This is a genomic window from Shewanella sp. MF05960 (assembly GCF_050849305.1).
Taxonomy (GTDB): Bacteria; Pseudomonadota; Gammaproteobacteria; order Enterobacterales; family Shewanellaceae; genus Shewanella.
Genome location: NZ_JBOZPS010000012.1, coordinates 109,193 through 133,469 on the forward strand (window position 1 = coordinate 109,193; position 24,277 = coordinate 133,469).

20 protein-coding genes are annotated in these 24,277 nt (G+C 43.2%); 6 read left to right on the top strand and 14 right to left on the bottom strand.

Annotated features, from left to right (window positions below):
- Window position 1: 1 nt before the first annotated feature.
- The 7 genes from ACROAE_RS13555 to ACROAE_RS13585 all read right to left on the bottom strand — a co-directional run bounded on the left by ACROAE_RS13555 (window position 2) and on the right by ACROAE_RS13585 (window position 9,053).
- Entirely contained in the window at window positions 2-622 is a 621-nt protein-coding gene (locus tag ACROAE_RS13555; RefSeq protein ID WP_432402592.1) for an NADH:ubiquinone reductase (Na(+)-transporting) subunit D, read from the bottom strand.
- Window positions 623-1,390 (bottom strand): Na(+)-translocating NADH-quinone reductase subunit C, encoded by a 768-nt coding sequence (locus ACROAE_RS13560; protein ID WP_432402594.1) that lies wholly within the window; start codon window positions 1,388-1,390, stop codon window positions 623-625.
- Entirely contained in the window at window positions 1,380-2,591 is a 1,212-nt protein-coding gene (locus tag ACROAE_RS13565) for an NADH:ubiquinone reductase (Na(+)-transporting) subunit B (protein WP_432402596.1), read from the bottom strand. The genes ACROAE_RS13560 and ACROAE_RS13565 overlap by 11 nt, the downstream gene beginning before the upstream one ends.
- A complete protein-coding gene (locus tag ACROAE_RS13570) occupies window positions 2,591-3,967 on the bottom strand; it encodes a Na(+)-translocating NADH-quinone reductase subunit A (RefSeq protein WP_432402598.1) in 1,377 nt (458 codons plus the stop codon). The genes ACROAE_RS13565 and ACROAE_RS13570 overlap by 1 nt, the downstream gene beginning before the upstream one ends.
- A gap of 270 nt (window positions 3,968-4,237) precedes the next feature.
- Window positions 4,238-5,938: a heme ABC transporter ATP-binding protein/permease CydC gene (gene cydC / locus ACROAE_RS13575; protein WP_432402631.1), complete on the bottom strand. Its 1,701-nt coding sequence runs from the start codon at window positions 5,936-5,938 to the stop codon at window positions 4,238-4,240.
- A gap of 83 nt (window positions 5,939-6,021) precedes the next feature.
- The gene (gene cydD / locus ACROAE_RS13580; RefSeq protein ID WP_432402600.1) at window positions 6,022-7,800 is read right to left on the bottom strand and encodes a heme ABC transporter permease/ATP-binding protein CydD; all 1,779 of its coding nucleotides are present in this window, start codon (window positions 7,798-7,800) and stop codon (window positions 6,022-6,024) included.
- A 179-nt stretch (window positions 7,801-7,979) separates the two neighbouring features.
- Window positions 7,980-9,053 (bottom strand): DUF3626 domain-containing protein, encoded by a 1,074-nt coding sequence (locus tag ACROAE_RS13585; RefSeq protein ID WP_432402603.1) that lies wholly within the window; start codon window positions 9,051-9,053, stop codon window positions 7,980-7,982.
- A gap of 319 nt (window positions 9,054-9,372) precedes the next feature.
- Between ACROAE_RS13585 and ACROAE_RS13590 the strand changes: the two genes are divergently transcribed.
- Window positions 9,373-10,860 (top strand): DEAD/DEAH box helicase, encoded by a 1,488-nt coding sequence (locus ACROAE_RS13590; RefSeq protein ID WP_432402605.1) that lies wholly within the window; start codon window positions 9,373-9,375, stop codon window positions 10,858-10,860.
- A gap of 145 nt (window positions 10,861-11,005) precedes the next feature.
- Here the strand turns inward: ACROAE_RS13590 and dbpA are convergent, their stop codons facing one another.
- From dbpA to ACROAE_RS13605, 3 genes are all read right to left on the bottom strand, one after another.
- Window positions 11,006-12,379: an ATP-dependent RNA helicase DbpA gene (dbpA, locus tag ACROAE_RS13595; protein ID WP_432402633.1), complete on the bottom strand. Its 1,374-nt coding sequence runs from the start codon at window positions 12,377-12,379 to the stop codon at window positions 11,006-11,008.
- Between the two features lie 490 nt (window positions 12,380-12,869).
- On the bottom strand, window positions 12,870-13,736 hold the full coding sequence (locus tag ACROAE_RS13600) for a pirin family protein (RefSeq protein ID WP_432402607.1): 867 nt from the start codon (window positions 13,734-13,736) through the stop codon (window positions 12,870-12,872).
- A gap of 105 nt (window positions 13,737-13,841) precedes the next feature.
- A complete protein-coding gene (locus ACROAE_RS13605; RefSeq protein ID WP_432402609.1) occupies window positions 13,842-15,392 on the bottom strand; it encodes a methyl-accepting chemotaxis protein in 1,551 nt (516 codons plus the stop codon).
- Window positions 15,393-15,688: 296 nt separating this feature from the next.
- Between ACROAE_RS13605 and ACROAE_RS13610 the strand changes: the two genes are divergently transcribed.
- Both ACROAE_RS13610 and ACROAE_RS13615 read left to right on the top strand, forming a co-directional pair.
- Window positions 15,689-16,063 carry a hypothetical protein gene (locus ACROAE_RS13610; RefSeq protein WP_432402612.1) on the top strand — a complete coding sequence of 125 codons (375 nt, stop codon included), beginning with the start codon at window positions 15,689-15,691 and terminating at the stop codon, window positions 16,061-16,063.
- 248 nt (window positions 16,064-16,311) lie between these two features.
- The gene (locus ACROAE_RS13615; protein ID WP_432402614.1) at window positions 16,312-17,097 is read left to right on the top strand and encodes a hypothetical protein; all 786 of its coding nucleotides are present in this window, start codon (window positions 16,312-16,314) and stop codon (window positions 17,095-17,097) included.
- Between the two features lie 116 nt (window positions 17,098-17,213).
- On the opposite strand, the gene ACROAE_RS13620 is transcribed toward ACROAE_RS13615, so the two are convergent.
- Window positions 17,214-18,233 (bottom strand): GGDEF domain-containing protein, encoded by a 1,020-nt coding sequence (locus ACROAE_RS13620; protein ID WP_432402616.1) that lies wholly within the window; start codon window positions 18,231-18,233, stop codon window positions 17,214-17,216.
- Window positions 18,234-18,553: 320 nt separating this feature from the next.
- Here ACROAE_RS13620 and ACROAE_RS13625 point away from each other — a divergent pair, with 320 nt between their 5' ends.
- Window positions 18,554-18,805: a hypothetical protein gene (locus ACROAE_RS13625; protein ID WP_432402618.1), complete on the top strand. Its 252-nt coding sequence runs from the start codon at window positions 18,554-18,556 to the stop codon at window positions 18,803-18,805.
- A 319-nt stretch (window positions 18,806-19,124) separates the two neighbouring features.
- Complete coding sequence (locus ACROAE_RS13630) at window positions 19,125-19,616, top strand: DUF1097 domain-containing protein (protein ID WP_160053445.1); 492 nt, start codon at window positions 19,125-19,127, stop codon at window positions 19,614-19,616.
- A gap of 97 nt (window positions 19,617-19,713) precedes the next feature.
- Here ACROAE_RS13630 and ACROAE_RS13635 read toward each other — a convergent pair whose 3' ends face one another.
- Both ACROAE_RS13635 and ACROAE_RS13640 read right to left on the bottom strand, forming a co-directional pair.
- The gene (locus ACROAE_RS13635) at window positions 19,714-21,027 is read right to left on the bottom strand and encodes a M24 family metallopeptidase (RefSeq protein WP_432402635.1); all 1,314 of its coding nucleotides are present in this window, start codon (window positions 21,025-21,027) and stop codon (window positions 19,714-19,716) included.
- 279 nt (window positions 21,028-21,306) lie between these two features.
- Window positions 21,307-21,654: a hypothetical protein gene (locus tag ACROAE_RS13640; protein WP_432402621.1), complete on the bottom strand. Its 348-nt coding sequence runs from the start codon at window positions 21,652-21,654 to the stop codon at window positions 21,307-21,309.
- A 264-nt stretch (window positions 21,655-21,918) separates the two neighbouring features.
- Here ACROAE_RS13640 and ACROAE_RS13645 point away from each other — a divergent pair, with 264 nt between their 5' ends.
- Window positions 21,919-22,836 carry a tyrosine-type recombinase/integrase gene (locus ACROAE_RS13645; RefSeq protein ID WP_432402623.1) on the top strand — a complete coding sequence of 306 codons (918 nt, stop codon included), beginning with the start codon at window positions 21,919-21,921 and terminating at the stop codon, window positions 22,834-22,836.
- A gap of 207 nt (window positions 22,837-23,043) precedes the next feature.
- Here the strand turns inward: ACROAE_RS13645 and ACROAE_RS13650 are convergent, their stop codons facing one another.
- A complete protein-coding gene (locus ACROAE_RS13650) occupies window positions 23,044-24,021 on the bottom strand; it encodes a transposase (RefSeq protein WP_432402625.1) in 978 nt (325 codons plus the stop codon).
- Window positions 24,022-24,277: the final 256 nt, after the last annotated feature.

Here is a 24,277-nt window from a genome sequence, read left to right on the forward strand (position 1 = left end):
CTTATCTGCGCTTACGCTGAACGACTTTAATGGCCCAAATCATCACGCCAATTAAAAAGAATGCACTCGGCGGTAACGTGAACATTTCGTTAGCAAGATACCAACCACCGTTTTCAATGGTGGTAAATATGTCGTGACCAAACAAACTGCCACGGCCTAACAATTCACGGACAAAAGCAACGCCCAGTAAAATTAAGCCATAGCCCATGGCATTACCTAATGCATCAACCACAGCTAAATGTGGTGGGTGTTTCATGGCAAAGGCTTCAGCACGGCCCATGATGATACAGTTAGTAATGATCAAACTGACAAACACAGATAACTGTTTTGACAGTTCATACGCCACATCTTGCAGCACCATATCGACAATAATCACCAATGAGGCAATCACGGTCATTTGCGCAATAATCCGCACACTGTTAGGAATAAAGTGGCGAATACTGGAGATAATTAAGTTAGAAAACACCAGTACAAAGGTCACGGCTAAAGTCATCACTAATGCGGTTTGCATTGAGTTACTCACCGCCAACGCTGAACACACACCGAGCACCTGCATGGCGACGGGGTTATTTTCAAATATTGGCGATGTTAAAATCTCGCGAGTAGACGTGTTATTACTCATTTACTTACCCTCCGCAGCAATCGCGTGTAGATAGGTTTGATATCCTTCAACGCCAAACCAGAACTCAACTAAACGTTGGATCCCAACTCCTGTTCGCGTTGCCCCACTGACACCATCGATGCCGTGAATATCACCGTCTTTAGCGCCGCCTTTAATGACTTTAATCGCCATTTTACCTTTTTCATCAAACAGTTTTTTACCCTGCCATAACGCTAACCACTGTGGGTCGGTAACAAAATCGGCAATACCCGGGGTTTCACCGTGTTCGTAAAATACGATATTTTCAATGGTATTAAGGTCTGGTTTAATTGCCATATAGCCATAAATAATCGACCATAAACCTTTACCGTAAATTGGCATTACAATGCTAGACAGCTGGTTATTGGTATCGTAAACCTCAAAAATACGGATATCATTTGCCATGGTTTTAATCTTGGCGATGTCTTTTTTAGGTTTACTAGACGTGTCAGGATTGATGGCCGCCATACGCTCGTCAAAGTCGAGCAAGTTGTCTTTTTCAGTGACTTGCCCACTGGCTAAATTAACCATTTTAGGCTTAACACGCTGCGCAAACAGCTCGCTAAAGTCACCCTGGCTAATATCAATACCCGCGGCTTTTAGTACAAATTGCTTCACTTCATCACGCTTTTTGGCCAACTTACGCTCTTTTAAAATCTCGGCAGTACCAGTGATCATAAACGAGCAAATCAAGCTTAAAACGATGATAAAAATCATTGTTCCGGTAACGGTATCTTTTTTAAAGGCCATGACGTTTTAGTCTCCGTTTAATATTGGCTTGAGCGACTAGGTAGTCGAATAACGGTGCCCATAAATTGGTAAACAAAATGGCTAACATAATGCCTTCAGGCATTTTTGCATTGAGTAAACGGATAACGATGGTCATCAAACCAATCGTAAAACCATAAGCAAACTTGGCCTTGCGGGTATATGAGGCGGTAACCGGGTCGGTTGCCATAAACATCATCCCCAAGGCAAAACCGCCTGTCACTAAGTGCCATGTCCACGGCATTGCTGACATAGGGTTTCTGCTTGAACCAAAGTAGTTAAACAATAAGACGGTTAATATCATCCCAACCATTACACCCGCCACAACGCGCCAATCAGCAATACGGGTCATGAATAAAATGCCGCCGCCAATTAAAATCGCTAAGGTGCTGGTTTCGCCAACAGAGCCTGGCGTAAAGCCTAAAAAGGCATCCCACCAGGTGCTATCACTAAACACACTGAACCAACTTGTGTCGACGAAGCTGAGCTTTTTCGCCACAGTCAGCGTTAGCGTGGTTGCGCCAGAATAGCCATCAGCCGCAACAAACTGGCCTAATGCGACCACCTCTGTTGGGTAAGCAAAATAAATAAAGGCATAACCCGCAAGCGCAGGATTTAAGAAGTTATACCCCATGCCGCCAAACATCTCTTTTGCCACCACAACACCAAAACTGAGGCCTAACGCCACAATCCATAATGGTGTCGAAATCGGTAAAATAAGTGAGAACAGCAACGCAGTAATAAAGAAGCCTTCGTGTAACTCTTGGTGGCGAACTTTAGCAAATACCACCTCCCACACTAGGCTCACTACCAATGCGGTGAGGTAAAATGGCACATAAAAACTGGCACCATAGGCAAACAAACTGATTAAGCCAGAGCTTTCAGTTAACGGGCCAAACAATAAGTTATAAATGGCCAGTTGCCATGCTTCTGGTTGCGTGGCACCGGCCATAATGGCGACCTGAGCTTGTAGCCCCAAGTTGTACATGCCAAATAACATCGCCGGAAATAAACACATACCCACAATGTGCATGGTGCGTTTAACATCAATTGCATCACGAATATGCACATGGCCTTTAGTGCTGCGGCCATTGGCTATCCATAATGAACGTAAGAAGCTACGCATCGAGTCGCCATGAGCGTAATAGCTATCTTGGCTGGGCTTTTTCTGTTGCTGACTCATTAACCTTCCCTCTCGATAATATCTAGGCAAGCACGAAGTTCTTTACCAAAGTCATACTTTCCTGGGCACACAAACGTACATAAGGCTAAATCCTCTTCATCTAGCTCTAATGCGCCCAGCAGTTGCGCTTCATCGGTATCTCGTACCACTAAATCACGTACTAATAAGATAGGGAGAATATCCAGCGGCATAACATGGTCAAGTTGACCAAAGGCCATCATGGCGCGAGGAGAGCCCCCAGCATGAGTGGTAAAATCGAATAGTTTTTTGGTGCGGCTAAAGCCAGACATCATGATACCGGTGAGCGAAAACTTATTGTTGTCATGACGCACCCAAGGTAACACCTCCTGGCGATCATTCTCAGTTAGCACACTGACCTGATTATGGAAACGACCAAGGTAATCATAAACCCCTGCCGCCGTGTGGCCTGACAATAATGACCCAGACACGATGCGCGACTGACGCTGGTCAATTTCACTATTAACCCATTCACTGAGCTTTGCCCCCAATTGGGTATGCACCAAACGCGGTTTTAATACATTTGGGCCAGCAATAGCGACGATGCGGTCGGTATACAGTTCACCGGTTAAAAACAATTTGCCAAAGGCAATCACGTCTTGATAACCCAAATGCCACACTTGACGCTCAATACTGGCTGGCAAGAGATAATGTATATGGGTACCGACTAGACCAGCAGGGTGTACGCCATTAAAACGCTGAACGCTAATGTCTGATAAGTCATACTCATTTGCTTGCTTGATCAGAGACTCACCCGCGTCCTGACACAAGTACACTTTGCCAGAGGTTAATATGCTCAACACATATAACCCGGCCTCAAATGCTGCCGTTTGAGTAGCAATAACGACGCGAGGATCGGCCGCTAACGGATTGGTATCAACGGCGGTGACAAATATGCCTGCTGGAGTGGCATCAAGTTGCGGTACGCGCGAAAACGGACGAGTTCTGAATGCAGTCCATAAGCCACTGTCGACTAAGCCTTGCTTAACGCTTTCAAGACTTAAACCGCTAAGCACCTGTGGTTGCAAAATCTTAGTCGCTGTTTGCTCAGCATCACAATCAATCACTACCGACTGTAAAACACGACGATCACCACGGTTAATCGCAGATACCACACCACTTGCTGGCGCGGTAAATCGCACGCCAGGCGTTTTTTTGTCTTCAAATAGCGTTTGGCCTGCTGTTACGCGATCGCCAACCTCAACCATCATAGTTGGTTTTAGACCAACATATTCTTCGCCAATCAACGCCACTTGCGTCGCTTTAGGCATGCCATCTATTTGCTGAAGTGGTTCACCAGCAATCGGGATATCAAGCCCCCGCTTAATGGTTATCACTGGGTTTGCAACACCAGACATGTCATTCACCATCTATAAAAAATTTCGATAGCTTATGATATATGTTTGCAACTGCTAATATATGAACAAAGATCACACTCCCAGCGCAGACTGTAATTTTGAAACATAACCTAATCGCAAATTTGTGAGGAGGATCAATTTATCGCAACAAGCGAAATCACTTTATGTAATTTTTGTATCAGAAAGGTTGTTACATACATGAGCATTTATGCTTACTCGCTAATAAAGCAAATAAGCATAAACCTCAGTATTGGCGGGGTGTTTAGCGGGTTAATTCACAGCACTTGTTCGCTGTAACATACCTTGTTCAATGGTATAAACCGCATCCATTTTGTCTAAGGCTGTGGTGCGATGGCTAATCATTAATAAGGTTTTATTTTCAGCAAAATTCAATAACAGTGACAGTATTTCGCGCTCGGTACGTTTGTCGAGACCTTCTGTAGGTTCATCTAATAATAATAGCGGGGCATCACGCAGTAACGCTCTCGCCACGCCAATTCTACGCTGTTCGCCGCCCGATAATTGTCGCCCACCTTCGCCAATCCATATGTCCAAAGGTTTATCGCCTTGCAACAATGTCCCTAAACCCACTTGCTGTAATACATTTATAAAGCGCTCATCGTGGGCTTTTTTCGGCTCGTCTTGAATAAAAGGTAACGCTAGCGCTAAGTTATCACGCAATGTGCCGGCAAATAAATAAATACGTTGGCTCACCACCGTCATTGCTGCCCGCAGTTCAGCTTCGCTGTAATCGGCTATTGGGTGCCCATCGAGGGTAATATTGCCTTGCTGTGACAACCATTCTCGGGTAATTAGCCCAAACAAGCTCGATTTACCGCAGCCTGTAGGGCCTAATATCGCCACCTTCTCACCCGCGTTAAGGGTTAAATTAACACCCTGTAAAATCGGCGAATTTGGCTGATAAGCAAAATACACCTGATGCAATTGCAATGCGCCGGAGCTAGCTTGAAGCGGGCTTTGGGCATTAAAGCTTACCGCAGGGGCTTGTTCTGTGATGTCTGTGACACGCTGTGCGGCTAATAAGGTACTGGATAAATGTTGAAATGCACCGGCGATGGGCATCATCATTTCGAGGCTGGCCATGGTGGCAAACACCATCAATGCCATTAATGGGCCTGGCGGCACCTTATCTCCCACGCCATGACTTGCCAAATACAACATCACCACTACCGCAATACCGTTAACGATAATCAGCATAGCTTGGCTTAAGCCGGTAATATTGGCCATGGCTGTTTGTTGGCTAAACAATCGCGCTTGCGCTTGCTCAAGTTTAGCTAAATAGCGATTGTTAGCCGCAAATAGACTTAATTCGGCTTGGCCCTGAATAACATCTAATAACATGACTCGATATTGCTGTTTCGCATCAATTAATGCCCGACCAGGCGCTTTACCGAGCACATAAAACACCACAGGTAGAACGCACCAGGCTAACAATAAAATGCTGCACAAACTCAAGGCTAAGCTGAGATCAAACCAAGCTAGAAAAACACCTAAGCCTGCAATCATCAGTAGCGATGCCACTAAAGGCGTAAGCAAGCGTAAATACAAATGATCTAAGGTATCGATGTCGGCCACTAAACGATTAAGCAAATCACCTTTACGTAAACCTTGCAGGTTGGCAGCACTGAGCGGTAAAAGTTTTTGCCATGCCCAAATCCGTAATTGAGTGAGTAGCTTAAATGTCGCTTCGTGGGTGGCTAAACGTTCACCATAGCGGCTGGCGGTTCGGGCGATAGAGAAAAAACGTACCCCACCTGCTGGGGTAAAAAAGTTAAACATTTGCGCAGTGACAATCGATAAGCCCGCGATTGCCGTCGCCGATAAAAACCAGCCCGATAGCGACAATAAACCAATGCCGGTTAATAAGGTGATAAAGGTTAATATTAAGCCGGTCAGCATCATTAACCACTGGCGACGAAACAAGGCTAAAAACGGCACTAATACTCGCAATAATGTGTTCCGCGTTGATATCGATTGTGCTGCAGTTTGAGGCGAGTCAGTTTGCAGTGAGGATTGCTCAGTTGAGTGATTCATTAGTACACCTCCTGCTGCTGATTAATCATTTGCGCTAACAATCCATCACTGTGTTGTAATTGGCTCACATGACCCTGTTGCACAATAAGACCTTTATCCATCACCAACACCTTGTCCATTGCGCTTAAATCATCTAACCGATGGGTAACGGTTAATCCACTCGCGCCTTGCATGGCGGTTTGCAATGACGCCAACACAAACTGCTCGCTTTGAGCATCTAAACTAGCAGTCGGTTCATCGAGTAAAAACAGCTTGGCGGGTTGCGCAAGTGCCCGAGCTAAAGCAAAACGCTGCGCCTGGCCAACAGAAACCCCGGCACTTTGATCGCTTATCATCAAATCTAACCCTTGGGCATGCTGGGTGACAAAATCGCCGATATTAGCTTGCTCAAGTAACGCCATAATTTGCGGGTCAGTTAATTGCGGATTTGCTAGCGCGACGTTATCGCGAACCGTGCCATGAAACAATTGCGGATCCTGGCCAAGCCAAGCTAAATGACGTCGCCAATCGGCCAATTGAATACTCGACAGCGATTGTTGATTGATTTTCAGGCTGCCTTTGTAAGGTAAAAACCCGAGTAGAGCATTGAGCAAACTGGTTTTACCTGCGCCACTTGGGCCAACTATCGCCCAGTGTTCGCCCGCTGGCAACGTAAATGAAATCGGCCCTAACAAACGCTGACCATCAACACTAAATACCTCAAGTTCAACCGCTTCTATACTGACAGCATCAGCTGAAAATGGCGCTTTAGGCTGGCTATTGGCGGCCGTTTCGCTGCCTTGAACTTGATAATTGAGCAGTTCAACTAACGTTTCTGCCGCACCAATCGCTTGCGCTTTGGCATGGTAATGGGTGCCTAAATCGCGCAGTGGCTGAAAAAACTCTGGCGCTAAAATGAGTACAAACATGCCGGTAAATAAACTAATACTTACGCCGTAATGGCCAAAATCTAAATGGTCTAAATAACTAAAGCCAAAATACACCGCTAGCACGGCAATCGATACAGCAGCAAAAAACTCTAATACCGCCGAGCTTAAAAAAGCTAATCGCAGCACTGACATAGTGCGACTACGAAAATCTTCTGAAGCTGTTTCGATATTAACTAACTCAGCGTCACCACGGTGGAATAACTTAACCGTCTGCAAGCCTTTTAAACGGTCCATAAAATGGCCGCTTAACCGAGACAACGCCTTAACATTCTTGCGGTTAGCATCAGCAGCGCCCATGCCCACTAAAATCATAAACATCGGAATTAAGGGCGCCGTAACCAATAAAATAATTCCTGCTGCCCAATTAAGTGGGAATACACACACCAAAATAAGCAAAGGAATAAAACCGGCTAACATCATTTGCGGCACGTATTTAGCGTAATAGTCGTGTAAGTCTTCAACCTGTTCAAACACTATGCTTGCCCAGGCGCCTGAAGGTTTTCCCTTAATAAACACGGGCCCCAACTCAACCAATTTATTCAACACGGCTTGACGAATATCAGTGCGCAAACGCTTACCCGCCTCAAAACTCACCCGCTCACGCACTTGCGCTAATCCGGCTCGCAGCAGTAACAAACCAATGAGGCCGATAAATTCAATGCTGGATGCTTGCACAGGCATATTTTGCATAATCACTTGCTGTAAAATACGCGCAATACAATAAGCTTGCCCAACAATGGCAACGCCATTGAGCCAGCCACACAAAATAGATAACTTAAGGAAAATACCACAGGCAGACTGTTGGCTTTTAAGCCACTGAGTTAATGACTTTTCTAACGACTTATCCATAATGCTCCGGCTGTGTTGATCTTCGCCTAAAATTGGCTGCAGTATCGCAGCACTGGACCTGAGATAACACCTTAAACAGTGTAAATGTTAACTGATTCACATTTTGCTAATGGACTATTAGCAATGGGTATCAGTTATAGATATCAGTTATAGATAATCACGCTTAAATCAAGCTGAAACTACAACAGAAATGGTTCACTCGAGGGGGTATGACCGTATTTAACCAACACATGCCATAACAATTTTAAATCTTGCAGCTTTTTAGTATGCGCCCCGCGCTCGCTCCACGAGGTAGGTTGTTTTTGCAGTTGATATGCCGCTCGGCCAATAATGTCGGCATTAATGATTTCATCTTCAGCAATGCTTTTTGCCAACGCAGGCATTACAGCGCCTCTAAAATCATCAGGCACATCCGCAATGTGCATTTGTCTACCATTGTGCCAATGCAGTTCGATGTCATATTCAGCGCACAATGCCATTAATGAATCGCCAATTTTACTGCCATTAAACGACGGGTCAGCCACCAGCATGGCAATGTCCCTTTCTAGCGACACATCACCGTGAATTTGTGCTTCGATGTAATGATCTAAATTACCACTGGTCATACCCTCAAAGCGTGAGGTCACCGGATCGGTTAAATGCTGGCTAAAGTGCGAAATTAACTTACTCGGTTTAAGGCCTGCGCAGCCCAAGGCATATTGACGTTCAAAACTCTCACTCATTAATGCCGCTAAAATGGCATCAAAACATTTGATGGTGCCCTTTTCTTTGGGTAACCGATAAGAGTCCATATAGCTGAAGGTACAACGAGATAGTATTTGCGAGTGAGTGATTAAATAACAGCTACCAAAACGCGGCGCAGGCCCCAAAGGACATAAACCAAAATCAAGGGCGCCGTATTTGGGCCGATGCTTAATACCAGCATAGCTATTACCAAATAATTGATTTTCCCAATGGTCTCGAGAACCACCTAACTCTGGTGATAAATGGCCATTAGACACATGGGTCTCAAATTGGCTTTTATAGACACCGTCACGCAATAGACCGTCAATGACACTCAGGCCACGGTTATCAATTCTGTCGGGATGAAAATGCAATGCCACGCGGCTGTGACTCGATAATTGGCGCATCGCCAGTTGGAGCTCTAAAGTAGAAATATTCGACATTAACAACACATTCTTGAGCACAGCATGAGCATGATCTCGCAGCTCGTATGCCGTTTTCTCAATATGTGATAACGCCGTTAATTTCATCAGTCAGTAATACCTTAACCTTCAATCACTTCAGCTAGGCTGCTAAAGTTCGATTGTCATTTTATTGTATGTAATAAGTTGAGTTTTAGCACTGATCGATGCCTCAAGATTAACACTATTTCATTCTAAATCATTATATTCTGTGTATCAGCCGACTATTACAGCCCTTAGCAGACACAGCAAGCTAATGAGGCTTCGCGCTGGCGGCTATAATAAGAGTTTAATAGCACTTATAGCCGTTTTCAGGTAAGCTTCACGGCCGCCGTTTCTGGCTACCTTTTATTCATAGCAACAATATGTTGCCCAAAGAGATTTTTCTATGAGTTTTGCCTCACTTGGTCTGAATGCTGCTATTTTAAAAGCAGTTGAAAAACAAGGTTATGACACCCCCTCTCCGATTCAAGCACAAGCCATTCCAGCAGTACTAGCCGGACAAGACGTCATGGCAGCCGCCCAAACCGGGACAGGAAAAACCGCAGGCTTTACCCTGCCAATCCTAGAATTATTGTCAAAAGGCAACCGCGCCCAGCGTGGCCAAGTGCGTGCATTAGTATTGACTCCAACGCGTGAATTAGCCGCACAGGTTCAAGAAAGTGTTGCCACTTACGGTATCAACCTACCGTTAAAATCAGCTGTTGTGTTTGGTGGTGTGTCTATTATCCCGCAACTTGCAGCCCTAAGAAATGGCGTTGATATTTTAGTGGCAACCCCAGGTCGACTGCTTGATCTATGCCAACAAAAAGCTATTAGCTTCAGCAATTTAGAGATTTTAGTGTTAGACGAAGCGGACCGCATGTTAGACATGGGCTTTATTCGCGACATTAAAAAAGTATTAGCGTTATTGCCACCTAAACGTCAAAACTTGATGTTTTCGGCAACCTTCTCCGATGAAATCCGCGAATTAGCCAAAGGGTTAGTCAATAACCCGGTTGAGATTTCAGTGACGCCACGTAATGCCACCGCTAACACCGTTACTCAGTGCGTGTACCCAGTGGATAAAACGCGTAAGTCGACGGCATTAATCGAATTGATTAAAACCAATGATTGGAAACAAGTGTTGGTGTTCTCGCGTACTAAACATGGTGCTAACCGTTTAGCTAAAAGTTTAGAAGCTGCCAATATTAAAGCCGCCGCTATTCATGGTAATAAAAGCCAAACAGCGCGTACTAAAGCATTGGCTGACTTTAAAGCCGGCACAGTACAAGTCATGGTGGCAACCGATATCGCCGCGCGTGGTATCGATATTGACCAACTGCCATTTGTGGTTAACTTTGACTTACCTAACGTACCTGAAGATTATGTTCATCGTATTGGCCGTACCGGCCGTGCAGGTTCTACCGGTCAAGCGGTATCGTTAGTTGGCCTTGAAGAAGTTAAGCTACTGCATGATATTGAGCGATTAATTAAGCGTACTATTGAGCGTAAGCAACTTGCAGGTTTTGAAGCACCCTTCACTATTCCTGAAGCGGGTAGTCGCTCTGGTGGTCATAAAGCCAATAGCGTTAAAAATCCAAACCCAAATCGCAGTAAGCATGCTCAGCAAAATACAAATAATGCTGATAAGTCTGAGCGTAAATATGACTCACGCCAGCAAGCTCGCAGCAATGATGGTCAATCACAAGGCGCTAGCAAACCTAAAGCGCCAGGTAACAGACAAGAAGCGATCGCTAATGGTAATAAACCGCCACAGCGTAATCGTCCACCACGTCGCAGTGGTGCAGGCAATAGCGGTGCAGCAGCAAGCAGCAATACTGGTGTATCTAAAGACAGCGTTAATCCATATGCTAATGCCAAAATAAGAAGCTAACATTGATATTAAGCGATAAGTCTTACGGCTTCTCGCTTAGAGAGTAGTCGTTTAGCTAATAGTTAATTAACCCAGAGTTGATTAACCAATAAAAAACCGGTGAACATTGTTCACCGGTTTTTTTGTTTAAACATCACTTATACCATTACATAAACCAGGCTCGGTAGTTACGACCTTTCAACTTACCTTTATTCAATTTATTCAGCGCTTGTTTCGATACTTTGCTGTTTACCGCAACATAAGCACGGAACTCGGTCACTTTGATTTTGCCGATATCATTAAAGTCTAAGCCGTTATCACCGGTTAATGCGCCAACAACATCACCAGGACGGATCTTTTGCTTTTTACCGGCATCAATCTGAATTGTGATCATCTCAGCCGCTTGTGGCAGTTTGTTTAAGGCACTCATTGGTGGCAATGTTTCACTGACAACATCTTTACCCATGGCTTCTTCAATCATCGCCATTTTGTAACCGTCATCTTCACCAAAGAAGGTGTAAGCTGCACCCGAGCTACCCGCACGGCCAGTACGGCCAATACGGTGAATGTGTACTTCAGTATCGTAAGCAATGTGGTAATTAAATACCGCATCAAGCTCATCAATGTCTAAGCCGCGCGCCGCAACATCTGTCGCCACTAAAATACGCGCACTGCGGTTAGCAAACTGTAATAACATTTGATCGCGATCGCGTTGTTCCAAATCACCGTGCAGTGCTAACACACTAAAACCAAACTCGGCTAACGAATCAGCCACTTGCTGGGTTTCACGCTTCGTATTACAAAAGACCACTGAGCTGCGCGGTTGCTTATCAAGTAACAATAAGCGCAACGCTTCTAGGCGGCCATGGTTGTCGTCGACACGGTAAAAGTGCTGTTCAATGGTTAAGTTGTCATGCTTTTGCTCAACTTTAACCATCACAGGGTTATACATGATTTGGTCGGCAATCGATTTGATTTGCTCAGGGAATGTCGCGCTAAATAATAACGTTTGACGCTCACGCGGCGCAGCTGAAATAATTTGGTCAATGTGCTGCTGGAAACCCATTTCTAACATGCGGTCGGCTTCATCTAAAATCAACATGTTCATGTTGCTTAAATCTAAGCGGTTGCGATCTAAATGATCGACTATACGACCCGGCGTACCCACAATAATATGTGCGCCATGTTCAAGCGAACCCACTTGTGGCCCCATTGGCACACCACCACATAAGGTTAATACCTTGATGTTATGAATACCGCGAGCCAGAGTACGGATTTCTTCTGCTACCTGGTCAGCCAATTCACGAGTTGGGCACAACACCATGGTTTGAATGCGAAAACGTTTTACATCAAGCTTATTGAGCAAACCTAAACCAAACGCAGCAGTTTTACCTGAACCTGTTTTTGCTTGGCCAATTACGTCTTCACCGGCCAAAATTGGCGGTAAGCTTTCGGCTTGGATCTGAGTCATCGATTCAAAACCCATGGTTTGTAGGTTTTCAAGCAATTCAGTTTTTAAATTAAGTGACGCGAAAGCCATGTTAACGGCTGGTTCAGTAGACTGACTCAAGGCGAATATCCTCTGATATCGAAAGCTAAAAAGCACGCAAGTGCTGCACAAACAAATTAGCCAAGGTTAATATTCTTAGCGTATCAATCTCTACGCATCAAATTGTCCTTGGCCATATATACCCAATCAACCTGGAGAGGCTCGATTTCAGCAAGAATTTACACGCGTTTAGGCAAGGCATTGATTGCGGGTAATGGTCGTTCCCTTTCCAAAATCAATAACACAGCATAAACGCGTGTAAAACTTGCCCTTTGGGAGTTTCTCCGTGTTCCCACTACGTTGTTGCGCTAATTTATAAGGTACCTACATTACTGCATTAACGCGCCTAGTATTGAAAACACGGTGAAGCTCTGAAACACGTCTCTTCAAGTTGATTGGGTATATGCGCTATTGTAGCAATTTTCTTCAGCTTTCGCTGACAAATCTTTATCTCAAACAGGGATATTTTATGATTCGTTGGCTAAACAATTTGACCAAAAAGTCCTTGCTGATAATCTCGTACAGCTTGGTCTATTTCTGCCTGAGTGTTCATCACAAAGGGCCCCATCTGCACGATGGCCTCGTTAATAGGGTTACCGGCTAAAATCAACAAACCGACACCTTTATCTTCGGCCTGAAAATGGCACACTTCAAGGGCATCTAATACCACAAACTCACCAGCTGTCGCGCTTTCACGCAAACCTTGCCCATCGATATAATGCAGATCACCTTGATAAATATAGACACAGACGGTCTTAAAACGCTCGAGGTTTAGCGTGCCGTGGCCATGTGGCTGTAAGGTTAAATCGGCAATAGCGCCATTACCCGCCAGCCCTTCAATCGCGGCGTTGATTGCTAATGGATTATGATTAAACCCCCACGCACCTGCTAACGCTAAAAGTGTGGCGCCGTGCTCATTATTCAATTGGGGTTTATGTTGGTTGAGACTGTCTTGATATATCGGCGTACGCATTTTGTCTTTAGCGGGCATATTGAGCCAAATTTGAAAACCATGCAGGCCTTCTTTGGCATCTGCTAGCGGCATTTCAGAATGCACGACACCACTGCCGGTGCTCATCCACTGGACATCACCGGCTCGTATCGGCTTAATATTGCCCATTTGGTCACGATGCTCAAACCCGCCTTTACGGATATAGGTAAAGGTTTCGACGCCACGGTGAGGATGTGGCGGAAAGCCACCAATAAAGTCTTGCTCGTCGTCAGATTTGATCTCATCAATCATTAAATAGGGATCAAAGCGAAGCTGCTCAAAGTCGGTAATACGCTTGATGTTAACGCCATCACCGTCCATTGCCGGTAATGCGCTAAAACGCTGTAGCACTTTCATGTAAACCCTATGAGCAATCAAATGATACCTAGAGCATAGCAGTCAACTAACTGAATAAATATGGCATAATAGTGTGATTTACGTTCGATAAAATCGATAATAAGTTTAGTTAAACTGCAACACTAACTCCGTTTGTCTGCTGCCTTGAGCGCTAATATCTTGACTATGCATTGCGGCATTTTGGCAATTTTTTTCAAATTGATTAATACCTTGCTGAAGTGTCATTGCATTAGTATAAATTTGATTAACAACTGCAGCTTGCTCTTCTGCTGCCACCGATATTTGCTCACCATTACTCTCAATAGTCGCCATCACGTGACTGACCGTCGTTAGACTTTGCTCAAGCATGTTTCCCGAGTCGATACTTTTATCGGTAAGCAAGTGGCTTTGATCCATTTGTACTACCGCCTCAGCCGTTGTGCGACTCAGTGTATTGATAATTTTATGGATTTCATTAGCCGATGTTGCCGAGCGGCTTGCTAGATTGCGTACTTCGTCAGCAACAACCGCAAAACCCCTACCCGATTCGCCTGCACGAGCGGCTTCAATAGCTGCATTTAGCGCCAATAGATTGGTTTGCTGCGCAATACTCTCAATGACTTCAACTACTTGATTAACATTCAGGCATTGTTGATTTAAAGACGAAATTGCAATACGCGACTCAGAAAGTAAATGATTTATCTCTGTGCTAGCGGCTTGGCTATTGGCCAGCGCTGTTTTAGTGGCTTGTAATTGGGTAACCAATTTATGAATTTCAGTTGTCGAATTGGAAGTGCTCTGAGCAATATCGGTAACCGATGAACTCATTTGCCCTATCGCGGTAACAACCTGCTCAAGATTTTGAGACTGCTCAACAAGTTGGTTTTGATTAGCTTCATTTTGCTGCTGGTGTTCGTCTAAACCCTGCTGAAGATGTTCTCCGCTGTCTTTAATTCGCCCTATCACGGCCAATATTTCGGCCTTTTGCATCCGTAAACTTAATTCTAAATGAGATAACTCATCGGTATAACCGGTATAAACAAATTGGTTGAGCGGGTTATTGTGGATTGTCTTGCTCAAAGCGAGCACAGCTTCAAAACGGTGTTTCAGCAAATAAAGTGGCATACAAAAACACATGACAGCGGCAACAAGCCCAAAAACAGCAAATGTTGAACTTAAATAAGGTAGGCTAATAAACAGAGTTACTGAGCACAACCAAGTTAAAAAGAGTTTAGTGATAATACTGGCGCCAAACTTTGGCTTTGGCGTTTTACCCGCATTAACTGAATCATAACAAGCCTGAGCACGCTGGGTTAGCTCGGGGTCGGGTTGCGTTCTCACAGACTGATATTCGCAAATAATACCATTACGTTTAATTGGAGTAACATAGGCATTGACCCAATAATACTTACCATTTTTACAGCGGTTTTTTACCAGCCCCATCCAGCTTTGCCCTTGCTTAATGGTATCCCACAGATCTGCAAATGCAGCCTTAGGCATATCAGGATGGCGCACAATATTATGCGGCTGGTTGATTAACTCTTCTTTGGTGTACCCACAGGTCGCAATAAAATCATCATTAACATGTGTAATAATACTCTCTAGATTGGTTGTAGAGAGTATTTTAAAATCCGGCGGATAAACGACTTCTTCGTCGATAATATCTTTTACAGTCATATTGATTTATTAAGTCTTGTTAGATAAGCCATGATGCTGATTATTATTCAAGCAACATCATTTTTATGTGATGGCTCGCGACTTTAACAAGTAAAAATACAATGCCATCAAAATACCTAGAATAGATCACATAGAGAGTTTATGGATAACGAGTGAGATCACTTCATAAGGGGTTACGGTTGTAACAATACCCAGCAAACAATATTGTTTATCGCATTCATGATGTGTACTAGATAACGGTAAACAATGCAAAACGCCGTATAATCAACTTGAACTTACCATTATAGGACGATGACGTGTTAACAAAAATCCTCATTACCATGTTAGTTATTATTGGGGCAATTGTGTATTTACGACGAGGGCGAGGCAGCAAAGTCGCTCAACGTAACGCCGCTATCCATATTGAAAAGCCCCCCTTGCTAAGCAGGATGATTATTTACACTATGATTGCACTTTCAATGCTAGCAACTGCGGGTTATTGGGGCTGGGGTTGGTACGACGATAACACGATTGTAGAAGTCACTATTTCGTCCCCCATTGAAGCCATGACAGCGAGTTATAAGGTGCGCAAAAAAGACATAGAAGAGCAACGGATTACCACTATCGATGGCATACAAATTCGTTTATCTAACCAAGAGCGATTAACGGTAAAGTCACTCGACTACCAGTAACACACAAAATAATCACTACAACGTTAAGGTGACCAATACTCGCGTTAACAGGTCATTACTCGTTAAAAGTCTAATGTGCCAATTCACTTGAACTTTACTTTCTATTAACAATCAAAGGTAACAACGATAAAATAAAACGACACTGACGCTAAATGACTAGCATTAAAACCTGCACAGAATGCACAAACAGACACGTTAGTACACTTGAGCAACAACACTTATCTAAGCCATTGACTTACGCGTTAGTAATGCATAGCGTACTGATTGTATTAATGGCCTGGTTTTGGCAACAAGATAACAAGCAAAGAGTGGCAAAACACGCGGCGTCAAGCAAACATGCCGCCATTAAAAGTTATCTCATCACCTCACAACACTATGAGTCGATGCTCGCGGCGACTGGCAACAAACCAGAGCATGAAGCTCAATATAAAACTGAACCTGAATCTGAAGTCGACATAAAAAGTGCAGCGAACTCATCCGCTCAACGCATTGAACAAACGTCTTTATCAACCCAAAGTGACTCGCCAAGCACAATAGTATCGGCCTCGATACAAACGGTTCCCATAAAATCAGCCACAATAGAGGAACCTGCATCGAGTGAGCCTGTATTGGCAACAACAATCAGTACTCCAACCGTTAAAAGCAATCATCAACCGAAAGAGCCTAAACCAACAATTAACTCAACACTCAATAGATCGACCAACACAATTAATGCAGCCTTTTCAATGCAACAAGCCGCGACGCAATACTTACAGCAGCATAATAACCAACAGCTTGAACAACTCATTGGCGCGCAAACAGCAGCAAAAAACAAACCCGTTGGCAGTTTGAGTGAGATGGACACTGAGGTGGAGTTCATTGAGCTAATACCTAACATTGACACCAGCCAACCCCATACGTTAAATCACAAATTAGATCCTAATCGAATCGTAAAACAAGGTGATTATTGTTATCGAGTGGTCAATCTGGCAACTCAGGTTAACCCTCATGGTTGGGGATTAGGTTTTGCAGAATTTTGTGGCGAAGATAAGTAAAAGCAGCAGCTGACAGAAGCCATCAATAATAGAGTCAAAAAAGTCAAAAACGGATTAACATTCACCGATACGATCAACTAGACAACTGATAATCTATTTAGACTAAGTGCGAGTTATTACCCCGACACCACCTGATTTCGCCCTTGAGCTTTCGCTTTGTAAAGTCTTTCATCTGCGGCTTTATAAATCTGTGGTAAATGACTGCCATCATCAGGCCAACGAGCGATACCAATACTAATGCTAGTGCTGAGCTTACTGTCACCAACGGCAGTAATGTTGTCTATTGCGACGCGCAAACGCTCTGCAATTTGGCTTGCCTGCTGCATATTCGTATTAGGGATGAGCATACAAAACTCTTCACCGCCAAAACGGAAAGCCCAATCATTACGACGTCGCATATCATTGATTAACTGAGACACCTTAACCAAAACCTTGTCACCGGTATCATGACCAAACTGATCATTAATCTTTTTAAAATGATCAAGATCGAGTAGTAACATCGACACTGACTGTTGTTCTTCAGGTAAACTTTGGCATAGCATATCGAAAATGGAATCCAACAATAAACGATTATTTAACCCCGTTAACGGGTCTATAGACGCTATTTGCTGCAAACGTTCAACCGCTTCTGCACGCTTAAATTCATAACTAAAAGATAACGCCCAAATGGCCGCCAAACACAGTAAGATATTGGCAATGGTAATGGGATAAATATCGGCAAGATTGTAAATCAAGGCATACGTTAAAATCGCAATACCTGCCGTCATATATACGCTGGTATAAAGGGTGCCTAGCTTGATGCCTAATAGCAAGTATGACAAAACAGGAATAATAAATAACCAGGTAAATAGCCCAGAATTAAACGATGCGCTATAAATGCCAATCAAAATGACCGTAAAAACTGCAAATAAAAATATTGAGCACCATAAGGTCAGGTTAGGCGTGCGTTTATGAATTGCGAGTATACCAATACATAAAAATACCACCGCCAACTCAACCATGGCGTACACCTGGAAACCACTAAACCAGTTATTCACGACAAAAAGACTGCCTGCAATAATGATGACAATTAACACTGCCTTTAACACTGTACGACGATAATCGAGCTCACTTGCCCATAAATTAGCAATAGCCATTAATGTTGATCCCTGTGTCACTTTTACAGCTACCTACATTCACGGTGGCCATACGAGTTGTCTCAATATCCTGAATTCAGATTAAAGAGTTAATATGATTTAAAAGCGTAGATCAAAATTAAGTAATTTGTTCAATGATTTAATGGTTACGACCTGACAAAAAAGACTAAAAGAGCATTAATTAACCAGTTAAGTATTAATATCATCAAAACGGACCACCAATGGTTGCACCTCAACCAATCAAAACTCATTATTATTCATACCAATCACGATTTTATGACAATAAATATTCCCACTCAAACGCGTAAATAAGACTCAATATGGCAAAACCTAACAAAAAAGGCCCAACACGCACAGTCGATATATTCTGTGCTCAGTGTAAAGCGCAACTGTTTACCTACCGCAAAGGCGGTAAAGGTGCCCTAATCAAATGCTTTAAAGAACGTATCGTAAAAGATAATACTCAAGTACCGTGCACCTGTCCTGAGTGTGGCCAAATATTTGCTCGAGACACACTGATGAGAGGCGCTCCAGCCTATAAAATGGTGGGCGGAAAAGTCACCTTTAAATAATGTTGTACGTAAAATAGATGCACATCCATGATAAAACCTATCTTAATTACCTCATGCTATCAATGTCCTTAAATAACCCATTTAAACCACACCCGCATAAAATAATGATCAATCTCCAGCGGCGCAGAGCTACAGCAAAATCAATAACAGCATCTTGATATCATTATAAAATAAGCGCTCGGGCCCGTTTTGAGGCTGTATTAGCTATCGCGATTATTTGCGAACTGGATCGCTTTTTATAAAACTAAACTGCATACACTGAGTTTATTGTGCTAAATTTAGAACTCACCGTTCTATTTTTTAATCTTGAGAGGCGACTATGGCGCATCGTTGGCAAATTGCTATTTCTGCAGGTTTATTGGCAGCCGTTTGGGCTGGCCTTGCGGATGTGTTTCATCTGGTCACATGGGTCGGCTTTCTTGGTTGCAGCACCTTTTTCGCGCAAACCGAAACGGGCGTAAAAGGAATGATGATGGCAATGACAACCAATCTTTCAGGCGTATTCTGGGGATGGTTAATTATTGCAGGCAGTGGCGTATTAGGCTCATCTATCATTAGCTACGCCTTAACCGGTATTGTGACTGCGTTTATGTGCCTACAAGCCAGCAATAAAAACTTTGCGTTTATTCCTGGAACCTTTATTGGGTGCTGTATCACATTCGCACTTAATGCCGACCTTGCCGCTATTATTCCACCGTTAATGATTGGCGCTGTACTTGGCTATAGCATGAGCTTACTCACTGGCTTACTTATTACCTTAACGGACAAAACAGCAGAATCAATAAAAGATGATGCAGTAAAAGAAATGTAGCAACTGCGATTAGAACGTAAACAAATCTTGCATTAAATAAGCCGATGAACACATCGGCTTTTTCTTTGAGTTTTCATTCAGCAACAATAACTAACCATTAACTGGCACGAGGCTTAATTAACAGAAGTTCTGTTTGCCTGCCATTGAGATACCACACCCCCGATTTATCGAAAATGGCATCTTCTTCTAACATGATTCTAATTTCTTTTTTCCACTCTTCTATAAAAATAGCGTTATTCAGCTCAATGGCATACGCGGTATTTACATGTAATGGGTAATCACCATCGCCTGGTACTCCCTCTTGCGAATCCCACATCCCCAGCGTAGTGCCGGCACCATGGCCATGATAACCCAGCGGGTGGGTATAAATGGTTGGCTGTAACCCTTGTGAAATGGCCTGTTGACGAGAACGCGCCAACACTTGGTTACCCGTCAATCCTTCAGAGAAATGCCCCGTAAAGATATCTTGGAGTTGATTGCCAAATAACAGTGCCTTTTGTAAATAGTGGGGCGCCTCGGTTTCACCCGGTTTTAATACATAAGCATGTTGCTGCGTATCGGTATTTAAGCGTAAATAGGTTATGCCAAAATCAACATGCAATAGATCGCCCGGTAAAATAATCTGTTTACCGTCGTCATTCGCTAAACTTGAATTATGCTTAACATTAACGTTATCAATTCGTTGAATTGAAACGGTTGGGTGAAACCAAGTTTGTAGCTTAAGTTCAACAATGCGCTCTCTAAGCCACCACACCACATCGTCAGTCGTTGTTTGCCCTGGGGTGATAACCTTGCTTGAGAATGCTTCTGCTATTATCGAATGCGCTAATTTTACAATATCTTTGTAAATCGCTATTTCTTCAGGGATTCTTTGTTCTAGCCAACCGATGGCAACAGGTTCAGCTGAAACAACTTTGGTTTTGTATTTTTCAGGTAAATGCGATAACAGGCTTTCTTTATCGGTTGCGACCAACCCATCAGCATGTGCCCAATGTGAAGATTGATTAATACCGATGCTATTAGGTCGGTAGCTTTCAATTAATTCATTAAGTGCTAACCATTGATTGGGTTGTTTTGCTTTATCCCACGCTTTTTCGAAGACATGGCCAACGTTATAAGGCGCAATAGCATGAGCACCTATACTGCCATCACTTTTACGCGCAAACACTAATATTGTTGTACGACGAGCAGATAACCACGTTGCAGGTAATAATGTTTTAAGCACCGGATCTTCATTGTACTCACGGCCAATGATGACCCACATATCTAGCTTATGTTCGTTCATTAGCTTGGGCAATAATAGCTCAACACGCTTTGCCAATATATTATCGAGAAAATCTGCCCTGTCGCGCATAGGTAAAATATCAACAGTATTTGTTGCCCATGAATTAGCGCAGAAAGTTAATATCATAAAAAACAAAAAGTAGACCCAATTGAAAAAACGCAAAATTAATTCCTTTTATTAGCGACGAAGCAGCCATTACCTTTCAACAGCTAACCTGTTGAAAAAATGAGCTTTTATCGATTTATTTAAACCTAAATAATTAACTCACTATATGCACCCAGTAAATCAAAATAACACTCACTCACCAAAGGCTTTTGGCGATGTCATTATTTTGAATAGGAATCTTAACGTTGCCACCCATGATTAGGCCATCCTTATTAGTTATATGCGTTCTCAACGGATAAGCTAAGCACTTCTAATATCGATGTGTCTAATTATTCCATCACGAATTACGACATACTCTATACCTGAAAAGTGAATTAGTTCATTTACCTTATTCAAAGCAGAAAAATCAAACTCAAAACGTATTACACCCGTTTTTATCTCTTCAACAGTTGTAACTTCCCAGTGGGTTTTTTGATAAGAGCCGTGATGCGCCTTTTGCATCGGCATTATATTTTTAACGCCAATAAAGTAATCTAAATTGCGTGTACAGAATGTTGAATTTTCATCAAATAACGTTTCAATTGTTGTAAAATCACTCGCATTAGACAAATCAAAATAGTACTTTGCCAATTCTAATTCTTTAGACATCTTCAGTTATTCCTAATTCAATATTAATGCCCAAAAACAGCAATAATGATACTAAAAAAAGGACAATAGTGCTTTATTACCTTGATAGCATATAACGCCCGTAACACAGGCAAACGATTGAGCGAAGCGAATGAGGCTTGTCCCAGTGCTTACGCTTGTTGAACGAAGCCGCTTTGCGGCAGAAAAGATAAAAGCACATCTTTAGCCCCATCATAAATACTTACTAGACCCTGCCTACCTTGGCAGCTATCTAGGAGTATTACTATGAACGCTCACGAACAACAACGCTTTGATTTTCTTTATCAACAACATCTTACCAATTTAACGCTGCAAGGCAAGCGGCCTGCTACCATCGATGCGTACAGTCGCGCCGTTAGGCGCATTAGTGCTTATTTTGACTGTTGCCCTGATAACCTTTCAACCGATGATTTGAAGCGTTATTTTGCTGATTTAATTGCCTCTCACTCCTGGAGTACCGTAAAACTCGACCGTAATGGATTACATTTTTTCTATCGGTATGTCCTTAACCAACATTGGGAGTGGTTGAGTATTGTTAAGCCGCCACAAGTCAAACGCTTACCCGATATTTTGACCCCTGCCGAAGTCTCTATCGTCATTAGTCTCACTCATAAGCTGCGATATCAAGTGTGCTTTTTAACCTTGTACAGTATGGGACTTCGCCTCGGCGAAGCCATTTCATTGCAGGTTGGCGATATCGATGCTGCGTTGATGCAGGTGCATATTCGTGACGCCAAAGGTGGTAAAGACAGACTGGTGCCGTTACCACAACGCACATTGTTAGCGCTGCGATATTACTGGCGAACCCATCGCCACCCCCGTCATGTATTTCCCGGTAAAGATGGCAAGCCAGGTTCAATGATAGATAAAGGCGGTATTCAAAAAGCACTAAAGCGCGTTATTCGTGAGTGCAACATTCACAAATCCATCAGCCCACATAATTTACGTCACAGCTATGCGACTCATCTGCTCGAACAAGGGTTAGATTTACGCTCAGTACAGCACTTGCTCGGCCACAACAGCCTTAACACTACCGCACGCTATACCCGTCTAACATCTATCACCCGCAAGAACACTGTCCTGTCAGTTAACCAGCTCACTGATAATTTGGTGCTCAAGTGGGAGTGTGACTCATTGGTTCTTAAAATTGCCACCCATGTTTAGACCGATAAACATAACGACTTTTATTTTTAATCATCTGAACGGTAATCTACGTATTCTGTATTTGTTCGAAACTATAAAATCCAATCTAAAAGCATCAAGATTTAACATTAGACGGGACTTCAGGTGACAAGACTAAACGCTGCGCACCTCAAGTGACCTGATACCTATCAAGCAATGGATAAACAATATTGTTTTCGTCTGTTTTACTTAAGCTTGCAGCCAACGTTGACAATTTGATGCGCCTTGTCGTCGTTTTCGCTCTAAATGCTCACAATATTCGGTTAAGGCAGGTAATGCGCCGACAGCACCTTTGAATAATGCACCAAACTCTGTAGTGATTTTTAGCCAGTTTTCGGCAGGAATATTAAGTCTATTCAGTATGTCCTGACTGCTTGAGCTAATGGCACCACGCTTATCTTCTCGAATAATCCGACCGGTATCTTCAACTAGTACAATGTAGTCTTTCACGCTGAACATGAGCCCGTTAGGCATATTTAAACGCTCATTACCCACAAACGGTAATAGTTCTGTTGGTTGCTCGCCTTTCATCGCTGAATTTATTCGACGTTGAATACTGGTGTAATCTGAGGTTTCTGGAGTTGCGGCCATCTTAGCTCTGACTGGATTTAAATCAACATAAGCCATACAGGCTAATACTGCCGCTTCATCAAGCAGTGCCTGGGACTTAAAACGACCTTCCCAGAAGCGCCCAGTACACTTGTCTTCTTTATTGGCCATTCGAGCGATTGGCTCACTTAAAGAGCGCATAAACCAGCTGATGTCGATTAAGCGTTGCCTATATTGGGTTATGCAATCATTCACGGTGTTAAGTTCAAATGAGTTTAAGTCCTCACCTTTAACAAATTTTTGCGTCAGTAATGTGCCTTTAAAACCTTTGTGCCATTGAATTAATACTTCTATATCTGACCAGCATTTCGCTTTTTCTGCATCAACCTTTAATACCACATGCAAGTGATTGCTCATTACAGCGTAGGCACAGATATCGATAGCAAAGATGGTTGCCAATTCAAGAATACGAGAATCAACCCACTCACGTCGATGCTCAAAATCCTCTCCTGTAAAGGTATCAATTCCGCACAAAAAAGCTTTGCGTACCACACGCGAGCAACAGTGATAATAAGGGGTATCTTCTAGACTAACGATTGTCTGTCTTGGTCTGGCCATCTTTAAACACCATTTAGCAGGGGGTAAATAAAGCGTAGTTTACTGTCTATTATTTCGCCAACTATTTTGGGTGGCCATGTTAATTGTTAATAAAGCGTAGTTTACTGTCTATTATTTCGCCAACTATTTTGGGTGATGAGATGGACGCTCCCTAATACGGCGTCAATGCGCCAAACTGATGTTGAACCATACAGTTACTTAAGGAGCGTCCACCATGAAAGTTACCACTATTGCGATTGATTTGGCAAAAAATGTT